Here is a 20128-nt window from a genome sequence, read left to right as displayed (position 1 = left end):
CACTCCACGAGCGCCGTCACCCTGCCCGGCAGGCCCCGCTGCTAGCCATTGGGTGGGCCACGTGGCTCACCACGTCTGACCACGGCCAGTTCACCGCTGTCGCCGACAACCGCGGAGTCGCCGTCCTGGTCCGTGCGCAGGACTGTCGCCCCTTTCCCGGACAGGTAGTTGATCGTGCCGGCGCTGGGATGGCCGTAGCGGTTGCCGGCTCCGACACTGATCAACGCGACCCGTGGACGCACAGCGTCGAGGAACTCCGGCGCTGTGTACCTGCTTCCGTGGTGCGGGACTTTCAGAACTTCGGCCCTGAGGTCCACATGGGAGTCGAGCAGGTCCGCCTGCGCGGCCAGTTCGACGTCGCCAGTGAGCAGCATCCGGCCACTGTGAGTGGTCGCGCGCAGGACGAGCGAGCCGTTGTTGATCTCCGTTCCGGTCGCGTCACCTTCCTCTCTGGTGTCCACGACCCGCGGGCCGAGGACCTCGATGGACAAACCTGGCCAGTCCAGTCGCTGGCCGATGGACAACCACAGCAGCGGCACACGGCCGCGCTCAGCCGCCGACTGGACCTGTCGCCAAGCCCACCCGGGCAGCCGGGCCGAGCCGACGGCCACCGCACCGACCGCGTGCTCGTCGAGCACCGCGGCGAGGCCGCCGATGTGGTCCGCATGCAGGTGGCTCAGGATCACCAACGGGATCCTGGACACCCCGAGCCGACCAAGGCATCCGGCGACCGCACCTGGGTCCGGTCCGGTGTCCACCAGGACCGCACGCCCCGGCTCCGCCGTGGCCAGCACCACCGCGTCGCCCTGTCCGACATCGCACGCGACGGCGGACCATCCGGACGGCGGCCAGCCAGGCGTCAGTACCCGAACCGGCACGATCACGACAAGCAGCCCCGCGACCACGGCAATTGCCAATGTCCGCAACTGTTTCCGACGCAGCACCACGACTGTCGCGACAACGAGCAGAGCCAGCAGCACGCCACCCCACCAGCCCGCCGGCCAGTCCACCGTGCCGCCTGGCATGGCCGCCGCGTGCCGGCCGACCGTGACCATCCAACTGAGTTCAGGCCCGGCCAGGCGAACCAGGAACTCGGCCAGCCAGGGACACGGTCCCGCGACGACCGCCGCGAGCAGGCCGAGCACGGTGGCCGGTGCCACGACCGGTGCGACCACCAGGTTCGCCCCGATCGCGACCAGGCTGACCGTGCCGCTCATCCCCGCGATCACCGGCGCGGTCGCCAGATGTGCGGCCGCCGGCACCGCCAAGGCTTCGGCGATCACGCGCGGCACTCCTCGACCCGCCATGAACCGCGTCCACCTGGACGCCACCAGGATGAGCGCCGCAGTGGCCAGCACGGACAGGACGAACCCGAGACTCGTCGCCATCGATGGCTCGTGCAGGAGGAGCACGATCACCGACACGGCCAACGCCGGCAACGCCGCTTGCTGTCGCCCGGCGGCAAGCGCCAGCAGACCGACGCCACCCATCACCGCCGCCCGCAGCACGCTCGGCTCCGGCCCCGCCAGGACAACGAAGCCGATCACGACCATCCCGGCGCCGACGGCACAGCAACGGGGACCGAGCCGTATGGCACGCAACAACAGCAGCGTCGCCACGCCGACGATCGCCAGATTGGCCCCGCTGACCGCGAGCAGGTGCGACATGCCGGCCGCACGGAACTCGTCGATCACGCGATGCGGCAGAGCAACCGTGTCACCGACCACCAACGCGGGCAGCAGTCCGGCGGCCTCGTCGGACAACACCCCGGCCGCTTGACGCAGGCCCGCACGCAACGACTCCGCAGCACGTTCCCAGATCGGAGCCGGCGTGACACCCTCCGGTGGCCCACGCACGCGCAGCACGGCCACTGCCGAGTCACTGGTGGCGAGCTCGCCGTTCGCCCTGACTTCCTGTCCTGGCAACAACCTTGCCCATCCCTCGATCGGCACGAGCAGCAGGACCTTGCCGTGCGACGCCACCATCCGCGAACCGACCTCGGCCTGTCGAACGTCAGCCGACACCATCGCCGAACGCACTCCGGCCTCTTGCCCGCCGAACCCGGTGGAGAAGATCGGACGTGGTCGGTCCGCCAACTCAACGGTCAGCAGCGCTGTCTCGCCCCGCTGAGCGTGTGGCCGCAACGGGTCGTCTTCGGCGGCTCGGAGCCGCAACGAGGTCGGCACCATCGACAGTGCCCCGCAGACCACCAAGGACCAGCCAACACCCTGACGCAACCACCGTTCACGCACCACCACGGCTCCAGGCGACAGGGTCCGCACATTGGGCGCTCGAACGAGGAGCCCGCAAAGGACACACACGCCCAAACAGGCTGACAACGCGCCGACGGCCAGAGCGCACCACCAGCCGACAAGCGACCCGACGAGCGCGGCCAGCCACACGGCCAAAGCCGCTGGAACGAGCCGCCAGTCCCGGAAACTCAACGGATCCAGCGAACGAAAACTCATGGTCCATCCCGATTCCATCAATGAACACAGTCACCAAGCGCTGACGACGTCGAAGTCCTGCCGCCCGAACGGCGGCCAGGCCGCAGCCGCGAGCCAAGGAGCTATCTGGCGGTCACCAGGTCCTTGAGCCGCGTGAACTTGCTGTCACCGATGCCGTCGACCTGCCGAAGTTGCTCGACTGTCGCGAACCGGCCGTGCCGGGTCCGCCACTCGACGATGCGTTGGGCCGTGACCGCGCCGACCCCCGGCAAGTCGTCCAGCTGGGACACGTTGGCCGCGTTGAGATCGACCTTGCCGGGCCTCGGCTGCGGCGTGACCACGTCCGGTGCCGCTGGGATGCCCACATACACCTGTTCGCCATCAGCCAGCCTTCTGGCCATGTTGAGCGGCACTGTGTCCACATCGGACGCACCACCGGCGGCGCGCACGGCGTCCGCCACCCGCGCACCTTCCGTGACCGTAACGAGCCCAGGCGTGGGCACATGCCCCACGACGCTCACGACAAGCGTCGCAGGCGCGGGAACTGACGTGGAACTAGGACCTGGTGTCGACGCCGGGGCGCGTCCACGCACTGTCGCCACCGCTGCCGGCAACGGCGGGGGCGACTCCCTTTCGGGACGGGACAACAACAATCCGAGCACAGCACAGCAAGCCGCGACCACCACGGCTCCCAGCACGATCGTCAGTCTTCGTCTGGACAAACGTGACCTGGGTGCCTCGGGCGGCGTCTCGTCCACCCACTCCTCGTCTCTGGTGAGTGGTGTGGTGACGAGTTCCCGCAGTCGCGCGCTGGGGATTCCGGCTTGGGCGGCGCGGCGCCGCAATGTGTCGAACATGGTTTCGACCGTAGGTGGGGTGGATGGACGGAGGGAGATCGCTTGGGCGAACTGTGGACAACTCGGGGCATGGGGACAACTCGGCCGAAAACCAAGATCACTTCGGGAAAGTGTCGGTGGCGTGTGCTAGCCGGCCTGGAAATCCAGCTCACGCTGGGAGAACAACGACCCCAAGCACGCCAGGGCCGGTGTGCGCGCCGATCACGGCTCCCAGCTCGGAGACCACACAGCCGGCCGACCGAGGCAGTCTTTCCTCTAATCTGGTGGCGAGTTCCGCGGCCCGCTCGGGCGCGGCGAGATGGTGCACGGCCAACTCGACCCGACCGCTGCCGGCAGCCTCCACGCCCAGGTCGACGAGCCGCGTCAGGGCCCGACTGGCGGTACGGACCTTCTCCAGCGGAACGATCCGTCCATCCGACACGTGCAGCACGGGCTTCACCGCCAACGCCGTTCCCACCAAAGCCGCGGCGGCGCCGATCCGCCCACCGCGACGCAGATACTCCAGCGTCTCGACCATGAAGAAGGTCCGAGTGTCCGCCGCCGCCCGCACAGCCTCGGCCTCGACATCCTCGGCTGACGCCCCGTCAGCGGCCATCGCGGCGGCCCGGAGCGCGGCGAATCCCAAGCCCATACCGGTTGTCCGTGAGTCGACCACCCGCACCCGGTCCGACCCGATCTCCTCAGCGGCCAGCCGTGCCGAGTCCCATGTGCCCGACAGGTGTCGGGACAGGTGCACCGACACCACCGCGGACGCGCCCGCGTCCAGTTCCGCTTGGTAGACCTTGGCGAACTCATGCGGCGACGGTCGTGACGTGGTGACCACACGTCTCTGCGACAGGGCGCTCGCCAGTTGCATCGGGCCGATGTCGACGCCGTCCAGCCCCACCTCGTCGTCCATCACGACATGCAGCGGCACCACACGCACCGAGTGCCGGACCGCGAAGCCTTCCGGCAGGTGCGCCGTGGAGTCTGTGACGACGACGACCCGCATGATCACGGAGCCTACGTCCGATCGGGGCCGCTGGTCTGCTCTATCAGCGAGGCCAGCGCGTGTCCGACGATCTTGTGTCCGTCCCAACCCCAGTGCATTCCGTCGGGGTTGCCGTGCCCGTCCAGCACGTGCGACCCGACCAGGGCGGCCAGGTTAAGCATGGGAACTCCGGCCCGCTCGCCCCACTGGGACAGTGCCGACGTTCCAGGGATCCGCCCGGTGTGCACACTCGCGTACGCCGAAGCACGGTGTACCGGCGGGAGAACACCGACGGCCGGTATGTCGGGCCGCAGCGCGCGCACTGACCGCAGGATCAGGTCAAGGTAGTGAACCGTCAAAGCAGGCGGCAGTGCGACCGGCCGCCCTCCCATTGCCCGCGCGAGCCACGGTTGTGCAGCCAGATACCGGGTACGAGCCCACCGGCGCACCCCCTCCGGACGGAGATAACGCAGGCCCTGCCGCAAGTACGTGGGCAGCGGCGAGGGCAATGTGTCCATACTGCCCACACCCAGCACGAGCACGGTGGCCTTCGGCATCAACGTCCACACGCGCGGATCCCCCACCAACGACCAGTAGGCGTCCCGGGCCGTCCAACCGAAACCCGCGACCAGCTCGGTCTGTCCGCCCAACAGCGACGCGGCGATGTTCGGCCACAACCGCGAGTCGTCCGCGGGCAGCGGACCGTCCTGGCCGTGGAAGCTCAGCGAGTCACCGAAAACGAGGAGCGTGGTCATCCGGTGATGCCGGCGTTGTACGCGATCAGGCGCCAGGCCATCCCGGTGCTCGGCCGTCGCGCGAGCACGGTCCAGTGGCAGTTCCCGATCCCGCCCAGGAGCGGCCAGTTCGGGATCGGCAAGCTGAGCAGCCGGCCGGTCAGTGCGGTGATCAGGCCGCCGTGCGTACCGAGGATGACCGTTTCCGCTTCGCCCTCGTCGAGCCCGTTGACCACATCCGCGGCCCTGGAGGCGACCTCCACCCTGGACTCGCCGCCCGGCGGTGCCCACGTCGCGTCCTGCTGCCACATGGCACGGGCGCCGGGCGACAACTCGTCCACCTCGGCGCCCGTCAGGCCCTGCCACATCCCCAGATTTGTCTCTCGCAAACGTTTGTCGATCCGCATCGGCACGCCGGTCGCCGTCACGAACACGTTCGCCGTGTCCATGGCCCGGCGCAGGTCGGACGCGACCACCAGGTCCGGGGAGAACCGGGCCAACGCGGGCACGGCGAACCGCGCCTGGTTCCAGCCGACGTCGGTCAGCGCCGAGTCCAGGTGTCCCTGCATCCGGCTGGACGCGTTGTAGTCCGTCTCCCCGTGCCGCCACAGCACGAGGCGGCGCAGGGTCACGTCGCCGCCTCCGGGGCGAACTCGATCCGCGGACAGTCCTTCCACAGTCGCTCGAGCGAGTAGAACGTGCGCTCCTCCGTATGCAGCACGTGCACGACGACGTCGACGAAGTCGAGCAGCACCCAGCGGCCCTCCCGCGCGCCCTCGCGCCGGACAGGCTTGGTGCCGGCCTCGCGCATCTTCTCCTCGACGAAGTCCACGATGGCCCCGACCTGGCGCTCGTTCGGCGCGGAGGCGATCACGAAGCAGTCGGTGATGACCAGCTGAGTGGACACGTCGAGCACGATCACGTCACTGGCCAGCTTATCAGCGGCCGCGTTGGCCGCCACCAGCGCCAACCTGCGTGCGTCGGGCGTAGCAGCCACGTCTCTCCTCGGGTACGGCCGTTGCGGTGGAAGGTACTGAGGGTACCCGGCACCGCCGGGCACAAGCGCGGCTATTCCGATCGGACGCCGATGATCTCCGCCGAGTACAGGTTACGTTTCTGGATGTACTGCACCACCCCGTCGGGTACCAGGTACCAGACCGGCTCGCCGAGGGCGACGCGTTCCCGGCAGGCGGTGGACGAGATCGCCATGGCCGGGACCTCGACCAGGGTGACCGACCCGTCCGGCAGATGGTGGTCGTCGAGCGTGTAGCCCGGCCTGGTGACGCCGATGAAGTGGGCGAGGCCGAAGAGCTTCTCCGCGTCGTGCCACGAGAGGATCTGCGCCAACGCGTCAGCGCCGGTGATGAAGAAGACGTCCGCGCCGGGCCTGGCCAGGCGCAGGTCCTGCAGCGTGTCCACGGTGTACGTCGGGCCCTCGCGGTCGATGTCCACGCGACTGACCGAGAACCGGGGGTTGGACGCGGTGGCGATCACGGTCATCAGGTAGCGGTCCTCGGCCGGGCTGACCGCACGGGCGCCCTTCTGCCAGGGCTCGCCGGTCGGAACGAAGATCACCTCGTCCAGGTTGAACCTGGCCTGAACCTCGCTGGCCGCGACCAGGTGCCCGTGGTGCACCGGGTCGAACGTGCCTCCCATGACCCCGATACGGCGGTCCCTCGACATAGCCGGAGCGTACGCGGCCTTGATCGGCCACACTGGCCATCACCCGACGTTTTGTCGATCTACGTCTACATTTCCCCTGGTCCGGGCGGCAGGATCGGGGTATGAGGACTTGGACACCCATGCACGGTCAGCCCTACAGCCCGACGCCGTACCGGCCGTCCCGCATCCCGCCGGACGCGTCCTTGCGGATCGCCGCCGACCTGCGGGAACGTATGGACGAGCGACGGACCGTACGAGCGTTCTCCGCTGATCCCGTGCCGGAGCAGGTGGTGCTGGACGCGATCGCGGTGGCGGCGACCGCGCCGTCCGGTGCGCACCAGCAGCCGTGGACGTTCGTGCTGGTGACCGATCCCGAAGTGCGCGGGCAGATCCGTGCGGCGGCAGAGGCCGAGGAACGCCGCTCCTACGACGGCCGACTGGGGACGGAGTGGCTCGCCGCACTGCGACCGTTGGGCACGGACCAGCACAAGCCGCATCTGACCGACGCGCCGTACCTGATCGTGGTGTTCGAGCAGCGGTTCTACCTGGACGAGGAGGGCGAGAGCCACAAGCACTACTACGTCGACGAGTCCGTCGGCATCGCGGTCGGCATGCTGCTGACCGCGCTGCACCTGGCCGGTCTGGCGGCCCTCATCCACACGCCGAGCCCGATGCGGTTCCTGTCCGAAGTGCTCGGGCGACCGCGCAACGAGAAGGCGTTCGCCGTCATCCCGGTGGGGTACCCGGCTGACGACGCCATGGTGCCCGACCTGGTCCGCAAGTCACTCGATCAGGTCGTGGTCCGGGTCGGCCCGTCAGCCGGGTAACGGCCTAGTCGACGGGCGCCACCAACTCGCCAGAACCGGCCATGAACACCTTGATCGCCTCGACCGGGCATGACTCGGCCGCGTCGATCACGGCCTCGTCCTGGTCGACCACGTCGACCAGGGCGTGCGAGCCGTCCGATTCGAGCTCGAAGTGGTCAGGCGCCACACCGGCGCACATCCCTGACGAGATACAGGTGTGCCGGTCGACCTCCAACCGCCACTGGGTGTCACTCACTCTCGTACCTCCGACCAGGTGACCGGCATTGCTTCAAGGCCGCGCACCGCGCGGCCCTGTTTCCAGGATATTTCCGCCTCGTCGGCGGCGAACGCAAGGTCCGGAAACCGGTGCAGAACGGAAGTGAGCGCCATCCGCAGTTCCAGTCGCGCGAGTTGGGCACCCAGGCAGTGGTGCGCGCCGTGGCCGAAGCCGATGTGCGGGTTGACCTGGCGGGCGACGTCGAGCCGATCCGGGTTGTCGAACACGCGCGGGTCCCGGTTCGCGGACGCGACGTCGACGAACACCGCCTCGCCCGCACGGACCGTGACCCCGCCCAGGTCCAGGTCCTCCAAAGCGATCCTGGGGAAACCTGAGTTCACGCCACCCAACGGCGTGTACCGCATCATCTCCTCGACCGCGGAGTCGACGAGTGCCGGGTCGGCGCGGAGTTTTGCCAGCTCGTCCGGGTGGGTCAGCAGCATGTACATGAAGTTGCCGAACTGGTTCGCGGTGGTCTCGTGGCCGGCGACCAGCAGGCCGACGCCGAACTGCACCATCTCCAGCTCGGACAGCCGGTCCTCCTCGTCGCGCGCCTTGACCAGCGCGGTGAGCAGGTCGTCGCGCGGCTCGTTGCGGCGCTCTTCGATCAGTCCGGCGATGTACTCGCGCAGTCGGTCGCGGGCGTCGAAGATGTCCTCCGGGCTGAACGCGGTGATCGCCAGGGTCTTGTCGGTCCAGACCCGGAACCGCACCCGGTCCTCGACCGGGACGCCGAGCAGCTCGCAGATCACGGTGATCGGCAGCGGCCAGGAGAACGCGCTCATCAGGTCCGTGGGCGGTCCCGCGGCCACCATCCCGTCCAGCAGACCGTCGATGATCTCCTGGGTGCGCGGCCGCAGCAACTCGACCCGTCGCGCGGTGAACGCCTTGGCGGTCAGCTTGCGCAGCCGGGTGTGGTCTGGCGGATCCATGTCCAGGATGCCCGGTTGGTCGGTGATGAACGACGTCGACCTTGGGATGTCCTTGCCGAACGCGACCGCGCGGCTGAACCGTGGGTCCGCGAGCACGACCTTGACGTCCTCGTAGCGCCGCGCCAGCCACCCGTCGCCGCCGTACGGCAGGTGCACCCGGACCAGCGGGTCGCCGTCGGCCAGGCCGGCCTGTTGGGCGGGAACATTGAGGCGGTCGTACTCGTCGTCGAACGGGAAGTTCAGCGGTTCGTGTGTGGTGGTCATCGAAACGCTCCCTTTACGTTTGTAAGCAACTGCTTACAAACTCGACCATAGCGAGGCCGCCACGACCCGTCAACGACCTGTCGCGCAGAGTGTCCAAAATGGGCTAGACGTCCTGTGCACGCTCCAGCAGGGTCCGCACAGCGGGCAGGACGTACTTGACGATGTCCTCGGGGTCGGCGCTGGCCAGCGGTTCCGCGCCACCCACCGTGCGCAGCATGTCGATCCCCACGATCCAGGCGAGAGCGAGGTGCGCACGGATGTCGGCGTCCTGCGCGTCGGTCAGCTCCCCGATCGCACGGATGTAATCCTGGCCCAGCTCCTGCCGGATCGTCTTGACGGCGACGTCCTCGGCACTGGACCGGAGCATGATCTGCAGGGAGTGGTTCTTCCGGTCCTTCTGCTCCTCGTCCAGGATGGCACGCAGGATATGGGCGTAGACCCGGTCCCCCGGCGCCTCGGCGAGCTTGTCCCGGCCGGCCCGCGCGACGACCGCCGCGAACAGGGCCTCCTTGCTGCCGAAGTACCGGAAAAGCAGCGCTTGGTTCACCCCGGCGCGCCCGGCGATGTCGCGGACCGTCGTCCGGTCGTATCCGCGTTCGGCGAAGAGCTCGGCGGCGGCCTCCAGCAGAGCCGCCCGACTGGCATTCGCATCTCGACGGCGAACCTGCTGGTAATCGGCCACATCCACTCCCTGAACCCGTACGAACGGACCGTTCGCACGGACAAGTTACTGCGTTATCCCCTCCAGTGCGGTACTTCTGGAAATGTGACAAACGAACTGCGCGACCAAGCCGAGCGCCACCTCAAGGACCTCGCCGGCGACGGCGCCCGACTGCGGGACGATCAGTGGACCGCGATCGAGGCGCTCGTCGACCGGCAGGCCCGCGCGCTTGTCGTGCAGCGAACCGGCTGGGGAAAGTCCGCTGTCTACTTTGTCGCCACCGCGTTGCTGCGGGCGCGGGGCGAAGGACCGACAGTGATCGTCTCCCCGCTGCTCGCGTTGATGCGCAACCAGGTCGAGGCGGCAGCGCGCGCGGGTGTCCACGCCGCGACGATCAACTCGGCCAACCCGGAGCAGTGGCGCGAGATCCAGGACGCGGTCACCGGAGGCGACGTGGACGTCCTGTTGGTGAGCCCGGAACGGCTCAACAACCCGGACTTCCGGGACACCGTACTGCCTTCGCTGACCGCGTCGGCCGGGATGTTGGTGGTCGACGAGGCCCACTGCATCTCCGACTGGGGCCACGACTTCCGGCCCGACTACCGCAGGCTGCGTACGTTGCTGACCGAACTGCCCGCGGGCGTTCCGGTGCTGGCGACCACTGCGACAGCCAACGACCGCGTGGTGCGGGACGTCGCCCAGCAGCTGGGGCTGGGACCGTCCACAACAGACACGCTGGTGCTGCGCGGCGGACTGGACCGGGAGAGCCTGCACCTGGCGGTGGTGCGGCTGCCCAACGCCGCGGCCAGGCTCGCCTGGCTGGCCGAGAAGCTCCCCGAACTGCCTGGCTCGGGGATCATCTACACCCTCACCGTGGCGGCGGCCGAGGAGGTGGCGGCGTTCCTGCGGGAGCGTGGTTTCGAGGCCCGTGCCTACTCGGGCAAGACCGAGCAGGCCGAGCGGCTGCAGGCCGAGGAGGACCTGTTGGCCAACCGGGTGAAAGCGCTGGTGGCCACCTCTGCCCTCGGCATGGGGTTCGACAAGCCGGATCTCGGGTTCGTGGTGCATCTGGGCGCACCCCAGTCACCGATCGCGTACTACCAGCAGATCGGCCGGGCCGGCCGGGGCGTGCGCAGAGCCGAGGTGCTCCTGCTCCCAGGCGCCGAGGACAGGGACATCTGGGCGTACTTCGCGTCACTTGCCTTCCCGCCGGAGTCGGTGGTGCGGCAGGTGCTGGACGCATTGGCCGACGCGGGCGGGCCGATGTCGTTGGCGGCTCTCGAACCACGCGTGGAGCTGTCGAGATCCAGACTCGAGGTCGTCCTCAAAGTGCTCGATGTGGACGGTGCCGTGCGCCGCGAGCGCGGTGGCTGGCTGAGCACGGGCGAGGGCTGGTCATACGACTCCGAACGGTACGCGCACGTAGCAGCCGCGCGGGTGGCCGAGCAGCAGGCGATGCTCGACTACCAGTCGACGAGCGGGTGCCGAATGGAGTTCCTGCTGCGGCAGTTGGACGATCCGCACGCGGCCCCATGCGGACGATGCGACAACTGCACAGGGCGTACGTGGGCGACCGACGTCTCCGTGGCCGCGACCGCGGAGGCACAGGACCGGCTGCGTCGACCAGGGATCGACGTCACACCTCGCCGACAATGGCCGTCAGGGATGAGCGCGCTCGGCGTGCCATTGTCGGGGAAGATCGCCACGGACGAGCGCGCCGAGCCAGGGCGTGCGCTCGGCCGGCTCACCGACATCGGCTGGGGCAATCGGTTGCGGGTCATGCTGGGTGTGACAGCACCCGACCAACCGATCCCGGACGACGTCTTCGACGCGTGCGTGAAGGTGTTGGCGGCATGGAAATGGGAGCGGCGCCCGACCGCTGTCGTGACCATGGCGTCGCACCGACGGCCGAAGCTTGTCCGGAGTCTGGGCGAACGCCTGGCAGGCATCGGCCGGCTCACGTACTTGGGCGAACTGGAGCTCGGTCCCGGAGCCGACCGAAGATCCAACAGCGCCCAACGCCTCGCCGGACTGTGGAACGCGATGCGGGTACCGCCACAGCTCGCCCAGGACATCGCGACCGTCGACAGTCCGGTTCTCCTGGTGGACGACCAGATCGACACCGGTTGGACGATGACGGTGGCCGCACTGCTGCTGCGTGGTGCGGGCGCCCCGGCTGTCCTCCCGTTCGCCCTGGCCACCACCACATAGGTGGACACAGTCAGGTCGCTGCGCCGAGCGACACGGCCATACCCATCAATCCAACACAAAAGTCACGACCACTGGTGATCTCCGTTTCACCGGTGCCAGAAAGGAGGATCCTGCGGTCGGAGCACCGAGCGCCAACACAAGACTGAGCCTCATGACCGACCAGGCGGGCCAGGCAGGCCAGCAACGGTCCATGACAGCATTCCCACATCCCCGCTGTCGTGGAGCCGGCCCGAGGCGTTCTCCTTGAGACCTTGCGCGGCATCGACAAGAAGGCGCCGCTCCGGCGGACTCGTCGCCGTGGCTGATCGCGATGGTGGCGGTGAACGCGGCGCGCTGAACAGGTGCGCTGCTGCCTGCCATCTCGTCGGTGTCCGCGTCACCTGCCCAGGCAGGCCAATACTCCAGCCGTAAATCGTGATCCTCATGGCTGGGTGGGTCGCTTGCCGCCCGCAGCGGCAGTCGCGGGCACGGCGCCGTCGTCGCCGGTGCGATCGGCGCAGTCGGTGTGCGAAGCCGTGGACTCGGGTCGGTCAAGGTCGCGCGCAGGTGCTGGATCTCGTTGCCAGTCAGGGGAATCAGGCCTGCGACGATGAGGCGGTCGCGGCGTTCGGCGGCGGCAGGAGCGGCGGCAACGGCGGCAACGGCGGCAGCGGCAGCGGCAGCGGCGGTGACGCCGAGGACGCCGAGGACGCCGAGGACGCCGAGGACGCCGAGGACGAGTATCGCGAGGGGGACCGACCGGTCTCAGGAAGTCCAGCGACGAACCTGATGCTCGTCCCGGCCGGTCAGGCCCTTGCCTGCCTGAACGTCTCCCTCCGCCGCCGCCCAACCACCCGCACCAGAAAGGACAGCTGAACCCAGGTGAGGTAGGAGCAGCGGTAGAAGGCGAGTTGGCGGCTCGGGGCGGCTCGGCGGCTCGGCGCTTGTGACAGAGCGGTGGACACCGGCAGCCGGTCCGGCCGCGGGTGTTGACCTGGGCTTGGTCAAGTGCCGCGGCTCGACCGGTCGCAGTGTCGCTCGCCCTTTGCGCAGCTTCAGCGGAATGCCGCTACCGGGTCCGCTTGGCGATCCGCGCCGTCACGACCTCCGCCTGGCACTTCCCCGGCGTGCGTGACGGCGGGGTGTGTGCTGGAGCTGGCCAGGACATACCTGGTCTGGCGTGTTCGAGGGTGTTCCGCAGGTGCAGGTTGTCGCCGTGGCGAGTCGATGGCGGTGTGTCCGCGTGCGCGTCGGCCGCGTGCTCGGCATGGGTCCAGCAGTTCTTGCGCGGCCGATCCTCCACTGGCCCGGAGATCAACCACCGCCCTCGGCGCCGCGGGTCAACCGAAGAGAACTGGATGGCTGTCTGGCTCACCAGGCGGTCGAATGCGTCCCGCCAGTGGGCAGGCACCTGCTGGTGCCTGAGGCTGCCGTGTGATCTTTGGGTGTCCCGCGACACCTAGACCTGCTCGAATCCCAGCATCAGACCACCGCGGCAGCGTTGGGCAACATGAATAATTCGCACAACGGAAACCCGGTCGGATAGTCGGATCTCCTGATGGTTCTGGGTTCGAGGCCTTGCCTGTCGAGTTTCTTCCTTGATTGGTCGTCGGTGCCTGGATGGCCGGTCGGATCCGAGTGGACCATGATGGTTCGCTGGTGAGCCGGTGATGCCTCAGGTCGGGCTGCGCGGTCATGGTTCGGCCGCGGCCGAAGGGTGGGCGTTCTACTGTGGCGTCATGACCGAAGACCTTCGTGCTCGCGTTGCCGCTCGTTTCGTTGACGTCAATGGCGACCATCCCATGACGTCGGCGGATGACGAGTATGTGGACCAGCACTTTGTGCCTTTGACCGACCTGTCGGCGGATCCGGAGTGGGTTCGGGCCGAGATGGTGGCGGGGCGGGTTCCGTTGCCGAGTTACTTGCGGTCGGACGGGGTGGAGATGGTTCCGTCCGATCTGCTGTCGCTCGCGGAGGAGGCTGGGGGGACGAGCGAACTGGCTGAGTGGTTCGGGCGGCAGTCCTGGCCGGACGAGGCCACTGCCGCTGAGGAGTGGGAGTCGTACCTCAGTGGGCAGTATGTGTGCCTTCGATCGGTCACTCCGCGGAACATCCAACGCAAAGGCGACCTGGTCAGCGCGATCAAGACGGAACTGGAGCAGCCGCAGCCCGATTCGCGGGCATGGGTGGAGCGGCTGCACGGCCTTGTCGACGCGCTCGAGAGCGTCGAGTTGCCGTTCACAGACTATGACCGGCTCAGGTTCGCGGGTCCGGTGTCCCGGGACACCTACATCGACCAGGTGCGGGCGAAATATCCCGCTGGCCAGAGCCTGCCGGCCGCAGTCCGGTGACCTGCGGGCCACGTGCATTCTGTGGCTCGACCCCGGGACCCGAAAACGGATTACTTGAGTGGTTGGAATCTACTCAGCAGCGCCGGTGTGTGGTTAGGTCCCATTCATGCCGGAGCAGGTCGTCGAGTCCGGTGTGCACCGGCTGCCGGTCCGCAGACTGGTTGCCGCGAGCATCGGCAACGCTATCGAGTGGTACGACTGGACCGTCTACGCGTCGTTCAGCACGTTCATAGCGAACGCGCTGTTCGAGCCGGACAGCAAAGGGCTGATCGGGACGTTCGCCACGTACTCGCTGGCGTTCTTCTTCCGGCCGCTCGGTGGGCTCATGCTCGGCAGGTTCGCCGACGTCCGGGGCCGCAAACCGGCGATGATCCTGACCATCACGCTGATGGCCGGTGGGTCGCTGGCCATCGGGATCCTGCCGACGTTCGCGTCGGTCGGCTGGCTGGCGCCGGTTCTGCTGCTGCTCGCCCGGATCGCCCAGGGGCTGTCGCTCGGTGGCGAGGTGTCCAACGCGTCGGCGTATCTCGGGGAGATCGCGCCGGCCGGCCGCCGCGGCCGGTATTCGGCGTTCTTCTACATCTCGACTGGCGGGGCGGTGCTGATCGCGTCGGCACTCGGCTACTTCCTGACCCGCGGGCTGACGCCGGCTGACATGAACAACTTTGGCTGGCGGATCCCGTTCCTGCTCGGTGGCGTGTTCGGGCTGGCTGGCCTGTGGCTGCGCCGCACCATCGACGAGAGCGAACTGTTCGAGGCGAAGAAGGACAAGGCACGGGAAGTCCGCAATCCGTTGCTGGTGACGCTCCGGCAGCATCCCAAGGCGATCAGGCAGCTGATCGGCTTCACCATGCTGTCCACCCTCTGCTACTACACGTTCTTCAGCGCGTTGACACCGTTCGCGATCAACTCGCGGAAGGTCAGCGCTGACGAGCTGTTCCTCGCTTTGTCGATCGCGACCGCGCTGTTCGTCGTGCTTCAGTACCCGATGGGTGCCGCCGCGGACCGGTTCGGGCGCAAGCCACAGATGCTGGTTTGGTCCGCGGCGACCGCGGTGGTCATCGTGCCACTGTCCATGTTGGTCAAACCGGGACTGGGCAACCTGCTGGTGGTGTTCTGTGTCGGGCTGGGGCTGTACACGTGCATGACCTCGATCGCCCCGGCGATCATGAGTGAACTGTTCCCCACCGAACTGCGCGGGTTGGGCATCGGTGCCTGGTACAACCTGACTGTCGCGGTCTTCGGTGGCACCGCGCCCTTGGTGATCACGTGGCTGGCCGAGCTCGGGGCTTCGACCGTGTTCTTCTGGTACGTCGCGGTCGCCGCGGCCATCTCCTTCCTGATGATCCTCACCTTGCCCGAGACGAAAGGCGCCGAGCTCAAGTGACTACTCGCTGCTGCCGAGGTCACTGAACATCTTGCGCTTCAGCATGGGCACGGCCGAGCAGACCCGCAGGATCGTCTTGAACATCACGCGGCCGATCGTGGCCTCGGACACGGCCTGGGTGGCGTTGCGAAGGGACGAACGCACGGCCGCGAAGCCGTACTCCACCATCTGCCGCTCGTAGTCGGCGATCGCGGCCAACATGTCCCGGTCCTGTTGGACAGCGTCGATGATGTTGTGGGACAACAGGCGAGCGTCCCGCAGCGCGGTGTTGGCCCCGATACCGCCGAACGGGGTCATGCTGTGGATCGCGTCGCCCAGGAGGGTGATGTTCGTGGTCGGCCACTGTTTCACCGGCACCGAGGTCCGGATCGGCAGCAGCGACACCGCCTCGCCCGGCGTGCCGGCCACCAGGGTGCGCAGGCCCGGATGCCAGTCCTCGATCATCCGGCCGACCGTGTTCCGCAGGCCGATACCGTCCACATCGGACACGTTGGCCGGGAACCGGCTTCGGCCGGCCGCGAACGCCCACATCACATAGCTGGTCGTGTTGTCGAACAGGACCTTGTCGTGGTCGTAGGTCTCGTCGTTGCGGCCGTCGGCAAGGTCATGCGGCGCGCAGAACATGAACCGGCCCGGTTTCGGAAGGATGTTGTTCGGGCCGTCGACCAGCCTGGACGGCAGCAGGTTCCGGGTGGCGTCGGTCAGCGGGAACTTGCCAGCCACGGTGACGATCCCGGTGTCGACCCGCCCGGCTGACGGCAGGTACTGCTGCCGGACCCGGGATCCGCCGCCGTCCGCCGCCACCACGATGTCGCCGGTCGCGGTGGTTCCGTCGGCGAAGTGGCACGTGACCGTGCCATCCGAGTTGCGCTCGTAGCGGACGAACTCCTTGTCGTAGTGCAGGATCCCGTCCAGACCGGCGGACAGCACCTGGTGCAGGGTGATCCGGCTGACCGAGTGATGCCCGGAAGCGGGGTCGGCACTGCCGATCAGGTCGTCGCCGATCTCCAGCAGCTCGTCCAGTTGCTCAGTGAGGAACGCGAAGTTGCCGCCTGAACTGCCACAGGTGTCCACGAATCGCTGCCACAGGTCGGCTGGCAGGCACTCGTGCAGGGCCTGCGATCCGTGGGGGTTGATGTGCACGCGGTAGCCCTGCAGGCGTTCGGTGCGGGTGCGGCTGCGTTCGTAGACGGCGACGCTCACACCGGCCTTGTGCAGGGCCTGAGCCAGGCACAGTCCGCCGGTTCCGCCGCCGATGACGACCACGTGGTGCTGGCGCTTCATGTCTTCTCCTCAAGTTGGGTGTCTCCATAATCAACCTTAAAGATGATTACGTCAACCTCAATTCTGATTGAGTCAGACCTAGCGATGATCCGCTAGGCTGGAGCCGTGCCAGCACCCAGGCGGGAACCAGCCGAGAAGCAGCGCGATCCGGAGCGGACCAAGCGCAGGATCCTGGACGCGGCCAAGGTCGAGTTCGGGGCGAAGGGCTACGTGGCGGCCCGGGTGATCGACATCGCCACCCGCGCCGGGGTGAACAAGCAGCTGATCTCGTACTACTTCGGCGGCAAGGAAGGCCTCTACCAGGAGCTGGCCGGGCAGTGGCACCGGACCGGCGGCCGGCTGGCCACGGCCGACCAGCCGCTGGCCGAGGTGGTGCGCCAGTTCGTCCTGACGACCATGCACGACCGGGACTGGGGCCGGCTGATGGTGTGGGCGAACATGTCGGGCGAGGACCCCGGCAACGGCCAGGACGCCCAGTTCATGCGGGCCCAGGTCGAAGAGATCCGCGCACGGCAGCAACGCGGCGAGATCCCGGCGGACCTCGATCCGGCCTACTTGCTGCTGGTCCTGGTGACAGCGGCCAGCGCGACCCTCACCATGCCGCTGATGGTCCACAACATCACGGGCGAAGACGCGGCGTCACCGGACTTCATCGAGAAGTACGCGGATCAGCTGGCCCTGATGGTGCGCCACCTCGCGCCGCCCGGCTCCCCGGCGAGCTGAGTCAACGGTTGCGCAGTGGCACGAGGTCGTCCGCGTGCACGACTTCGCGGCGTTGTTCGGCCGGCAGGTCGTGGGTCGAGCGGCCGATCAGGGCCGGCAGTTCGGCCGCGTCAAAGGCCACCACACCGCGGGCGACCACTCGGCCGGCCGGGTCCACCAGTTCGACGACGTCGCCGGCGTCGAACTCGCCGTCCACCGCGGTGATGCCCGCACTGAGCAGGGACCGGCGCCGGTTGACGACAGCCGCGACAGCGCCGTCGTCGAGCCACAGCCGGCCGGTGGCGCCGGCCGCGTGGCCGAGCCAGAACCGGCGGGCGGAGAGGCGTGCTCCGGTGGCGGCGAAGGCCGTGCCCACGTCCGCGTCGGCGAGGGCCTGGGGTGCTTGGGCGGCGGCCGCGAGCAGGACCGGGACCCCGGCCGAGGAGGCCAGCTGGGCGGCGGACAACTTGGACGCCATTCCCCCGGTGCCGAGGCCTGACGCGCCCTGGCTGCCCGCTTTCACACCGTCCACATCGGACTCGCCGGCGACCTCGTCGATCCGCCGGGCACCGGCCCCGGCGCGTGGGTCACCGTCGTACAAGCCGTCCACATCGGACAGAAGGAACAGGGCGTCGGCGCCGACCAGGTGGGCGACCAGAGCTGCCAGGCGGTCGTTGTCGCCGAACCGGATCTCCTCGGTGGCGACCGTGTCGTTCTCGTTCACCACGGGCACGGTGTTGAGGGCCAACAGTTTGGAGAACGTCCGCTGGGCGTTGCGGTAGTGGGATCGACGGACGACGTCGTCCGCGGTCAGCAGCACCTGACCGACCGTCAGGGAGTACCGGGCGAACGACGAAGCGTAGGCGTGCGCGAGGGCCAGTTGACCGACGCTGGCCGCCGCTTGCTGAGTGGCCAGGTCGCGGGGTCGACGCGGAATGCCCAGTGGCGCCAGGCCCGCGGCGATCGCGCCGGACGAGACCAGCACCACCTGGCTGCCGTTGGCGTACCGGGCCGCCAGCGCGTCGACCAGGGCGTCCAGCCGGGCCGGGTCCAGTCCGCCTTCGGCCGTGGTCAACGAGGACGACCCGACTTTCACCACGATCCTGTGCGCGCCGGCCAGGGCCTTGCGCGTCGGCGAGCTCACTGCTCGTCGCCATCCTCGGGAGCCATGCCGCGCCGCACACGGCGGGCCATTTTGCGTTCGGCCGCGTTGACGCGGTCGGTCGCCTCCAGCCGGACGTCGGTGCCGCGGCCGGTGAGCACGGCGGCGATCCCGGCCGGGGTGGACGGCTCCCAGCTGAACGTCCACGCGCCGATCGTGACCGGGCAGCCTGGTTGGGCGCCCTTCGCGGCCAGCGCGTCCTCGACTCCCAGCCGGTTCAACCGGTCGCCGAGGTAGCCGACGGCTTCGTCGTTGTCGAAGTTGGTCTGCCGCACCCAGCGCTCGACCCGCTCGCCGGTGACGATGAAACCTTCGTCGTCGTCCGGGTCGAGGATGACCTCGAAGCCCTTGTCGTCCACGGCGACCGGCCGCAGCACCACGCGGGTGGGCTCGGCCACGGGCCTGGCCGCCCGGTACCGCTCGACCACCTCGGCCAGGGCGAAGCTCAGCTCGCGCAGTCCTTCCCGGGTCGCGGTGGAGATCTCGAACACCGGCCAGCCGCGGGCTTCGAGGTCCGGGCGGACGATCTCGGCGAGATCCCGCGCCTCCGGGATGTCGATCTTGTTCAGCACCACCACCCGGGGCCGCTCCGCGAGGTCACCGCCCAGGCCCGGGGTGTACCGGGCGAGCTCGGTCTCCAGTGCGTCCACATCGGACACAGGATCGCGGTCCGGTTCGTACGTCGCACAGTCGACGACGTGCACCAACACCGCGCAGCGCTCGATGTGCCGGAGGAAGTCCAGGCCGAGGCCCTTGCCCTCGCTCGCGCCGGGGATCAGGCCGGGCACGTCGGCCATCGTGTAGACGTGCTCGCCGACGGTGATCACACCCAGGTTCGGTACGAGCGTGGTGAACGGGTAGTCCGCGATCTTCGGACGCGCCGCGGACATCACGGCGATGAGCGAGGACTTGCCGGCCGACGGGAACCCCACCAGGCCGACGTCCGCCACCGAACGGACTTCCAGGACCAGGTCCCGCCGGTCGCCCGGCTCGCCGAGCAGGGCGAACCCGGGGGCCCGGCGAGCCTTGGAGGCCAGCGCCGCGTTGCCCAGTCCGCCCCGGCCGCCGGCCGCGGCCACGAACCGGGTGCCCGCGCCGACCAGGTCCGCGAGCAGCTCGCCGGCCTCGGTCATCACGACCGTGCCGTCCGGGACCTTCAGCTCCAGGTCGGTGCCGTTCGCGCCGTCCCGGTTGCTGCCCTGGCCCTGCTTGCCGTTGCCACCGGCGGCGTTCGGCCGGAAGTGGAAGTCCAGCAGGGTGTGCACGTTCGGGTCGACGACGAGAACGACGTCCCCGCCGTTGCCGCCGTCGCCGCCATCCGGCCCGCCCAACGGCTTGTACTTCTCGCGGTGCACGGAGACACAGCCGTTGCCGCCGTCACCCGCGGCGACATGGATCACCACGCGGTCGACGAACTTGGACACGGCGGCTTCTTCCTCTCC

19 protein-coding genes are annotated in these 20128 nt (G+C 68.6%); 6 read left to right on the top strand and 13 right to left on the bottom strand.

Annotated elements, in window-relative coordinates; genetic code table 11:
• Positions 1-41: 41 nt before the first annotated feature.
• The 7 genes from EV192_RS44250 to nadD form a co-directional block, all read right to left on the bottom strand.
• On the bottom strand, positions 42-2468 hold the full coding sequence (locus EV192_RS44250) for a DNA internalization-related competence protein ComEC/Rec2 (RefSeq protein ID WP_132124745.1): 2427 nt from the start codon (positions 2466-2468) through the stop codon (positions 42-44).
• Positions 2469-2569: 101 nt separating this feature from the next.
• Entirely contained in the window at positions 2570-3304 is a 735-nt protein-coding gene (locus tag EV192_RS44245; RefSeq protein ID WP_132124744.1) for a ComEA family DNA-binding protein, read from the bottom strand.
• 148 nt (positions 3305-3452) lie between these two features.
• Positions 3453-4295: a DegV family protein gene (locus tag EV192_RS44240; RefSeq protein ID WP_132124743.1), complete on the bottom strand. Its 843-nt coding sequence runs from the start codon at positions 4293-4295 to the stop codon at positions 3453-3455.
• A gap of 11 nt (positions 4296-4306) precedes the next feature.
• Complete coding sequence (gene octT / locus EV192_RS44235; RefSeq protein WP_132124742.1) at positions 4307-5029, bottom strand: diglucosylglycerate octanoyltransferase; 723 nt, start codon at positions 5027-5029, stop codon at positions 4307-4309.
• Positions 5026-5640 carry a histidine phosphatase family protein gene (locus EV192_RS44230; RefSeq protein WP_132124741.1) on the bottom strand — a complete coding sequence of 205 codons (615 nt, stop codon included), beginning with the start codon at positions 5638-5640 and terminating at the stop codon, positions 5026-5028. The genes octT and EV192_RS44230 overlap by 4 nt, the downstream gene beginning before the upstream one ends.
• Positions 5637-6005 (bottom strand): ribosome silencing factor, encoded by a 369-nt coding sequence (gene rsfS, locus EV192_RS44225; protein WP_132124740.1) that lies wholly within the window; start codon positions 6003-6005, stop codon positions 5637-5639. The genes EV192_RS44230 and rsfS overlap by 4 nt, the downstream gene beginning before the upstream one ends.
• A gap of 71 nt (positions 6006-6076) precedes the next feature.
• Positions 6077-6691, bottom strand: a complete 615-nt coding sequence (nadD, locus tag EV192_RS44220; RefSeq protein WP_132124739.1) for a nicotinate-nucleotide adenylyltransferase — start codon at positions 6689-6691, stop codon at positions 6077-6079.
• Between the two features lie 101 nt (positions 6692-6792).
• Here nadD and EV192_RS44215 point away from each other — a divergent pair, with 101 nt between their 5' ends.
• Positions 6793-7497, top strand: coding sequence for a nitroreductase family protein (locus EV192_RS44215; protein WP_132124738.1), 705 nt, complete (start codon positions 6793-6795; stop codon positions 7495-7497).
• Between the two features lie 4 nt (positions 7498-7501).
• On the opposite strand, the gene EV192_RS44210 is transcribed toward EV192_RS44215, so the two are convergent.
• From EV192_RS44210 to EV192_RS44200, 3 genes are all read right to left on the bottom strand, one after another.
• Positions 7502-7732 carry a ferredoxin gene (locus EV192_RS44210; RefSeq protein ID WP_132124737.1) on the bottom strand — a complete coding sequence of 77 codons (231 nt, stop codon included), beginning with the start codon at positions 7730-7732 and terminating at the stop codon, positions 7502-7504.
• Entirely contained in the window at positions 7729-8949 is a 1221-nt protein-coding gene (locus EV192_RS44205; protein WP_132124736.1) for a cytochrome P450, read from the bottom strand. The genes EV192_RS44210 and EV192_RS44205 overlap by 4 nt, the downstream gene beginning before the upstream one ends.
• Before the next feature lie 103 nt (positions 8950-9052).
• Positions 9053-9631, bottom strand: a complete 579-nt coding sequence (locus tag EV192_RS44200; protein ID WP_132124735.1) for a TetR/AcrR family transcriptional regulator — start codon at positions 9629-9631, stop codon at positions 9053-9055.
• An 84-nt stretch (positions 9632-9715) separates the two neighbouring features.
• Here EV192_RS44200 and EV192_RS44195 point away from each other — a divergent pair, with 84 nt between their 5' ends.
• From EV192_RS44195 to EV192_RS44180, 4 genes are all read left to right on the top strand, one after another.
• Positions 9716-11821 carry a RecQ family ATP-dependent DNA helicase gene (locus EV192_RS44195; RefSeq protein WP_132124734.1) on the top strand — a complete coding sequence of 702 codons (2106 nt, stop codon included), beginning with the start codon at positions 9716-9718 and terminating at the stop codon, positions 11819-11821.
• A 546-nt stretch (positions 11822-12367) separates the two neighbouring features.
• Positions 12368-12676, top strand: a complete 309-nt coding sequence (locus tag EV192_RS54350; protein ID WP_165960925.1) for a hypothetical protein — start codon at positions 12368-12370, stop codon at positions 12674-12676.
• Between the two features lie 863 nt (positions 12677-13539).
• Positions 13540-14151 carry a DUF6058 family natural product biosynthesis protein gene (locus tag EV192_RS44185; protein ID WP_132124733.1) on the top strand — a complete coding sequence of 204 codons (612 nt, stop codon included), beginning with the start codon at positions 13540-13542 and terminating at the stop codon, positions 14149-14151.
• 106 nt (positions 14152-14257) lie between these two features.
• Positions 14258-15538, top strand: a complete 1281-nt coding sequence (locus tag EV192_RS44180) for an MFS transporter (RefSeq protein ID WP_132124732.1) — start codon at positions 14258-14260, stop codon at positions 15536-15538.
• Here EV192_RS44180 and EV192_RS44175 read toward each other — a convergent pair whose 3' ends face one another.
• The gene (locus EV192_RS44175) at positions 15539-16822 is read right to left on the bottom strand and encodes an FAD-dependent oxidoreductase (RefSeq protein ID WP_132124731.1); all 1284 of its coding nucleotides are present in this window, start codon (positions 16820-16822) and stop codon (positions 15539-15541) included.
• Between the two features lie 105 nt (positions 16823-16927).
• Between EV192_RS44175 and EV192_RS44170 the strand changes: the two genes are divergently transcribed.
• Positions 16928-17545, top strand: a complete 618-nt coding sequence (locus tag EV192_RS44170) for a TetR/AcrR family transcriptional regulator (protein ID WP_132124730.1) — start codon at positions 16928-16930, stop codon at positions 17543-17545.
• 1 nt (position 17546) lies between these two features.
• Here EV192_RS44170 and proB read toward each other — a convergent pair whose 3' ends face one another.
• Together proB and obgE are read right to left on the bottom strand one after the other, a co-directional pair.
• Complete coding sequence (gene proB, locus EV192_RS44165) at positions 17547-18668, bottom strand: glutamate 5-kinase (RefSeq protein WP_132124729.1); 1122 nt, start codon at positions 18666-18668, stop codon at positions 17547-17549.
• Positions 18665-20110, bottom strand: a complete 1446-nt coding sequence (gene obgE / locus EV192_RS44160; protein WP_132124728.1) for a GTPase ObgE — start codon at positions 20108-20110, stop codon at positions 18665-18667. Before obgE ends, proB begins: the two co-directional genes overlap by 4 nt.
• Between the last annotated feature and the right edge of the window lie 18 nt (positions 20111-20128).

The sequence above is a fragment of the Actinocrispum wychmicini genome (assembly GCF_004345645.1).
In the GTDB taxonomy this organism is placed as follows: Bacteria; Actinomycetota; Actinomycetes; order Mycobacteriales; family Pseudonocardiaceae; genus Kibdelosporangium; species Kibdelosporangium wychmicini.
The sequence above is the reverse complement of the archived record's forward strand: the minus strand, read 5'-3'. Positions and strand labels throughout refer to the sequence as shown.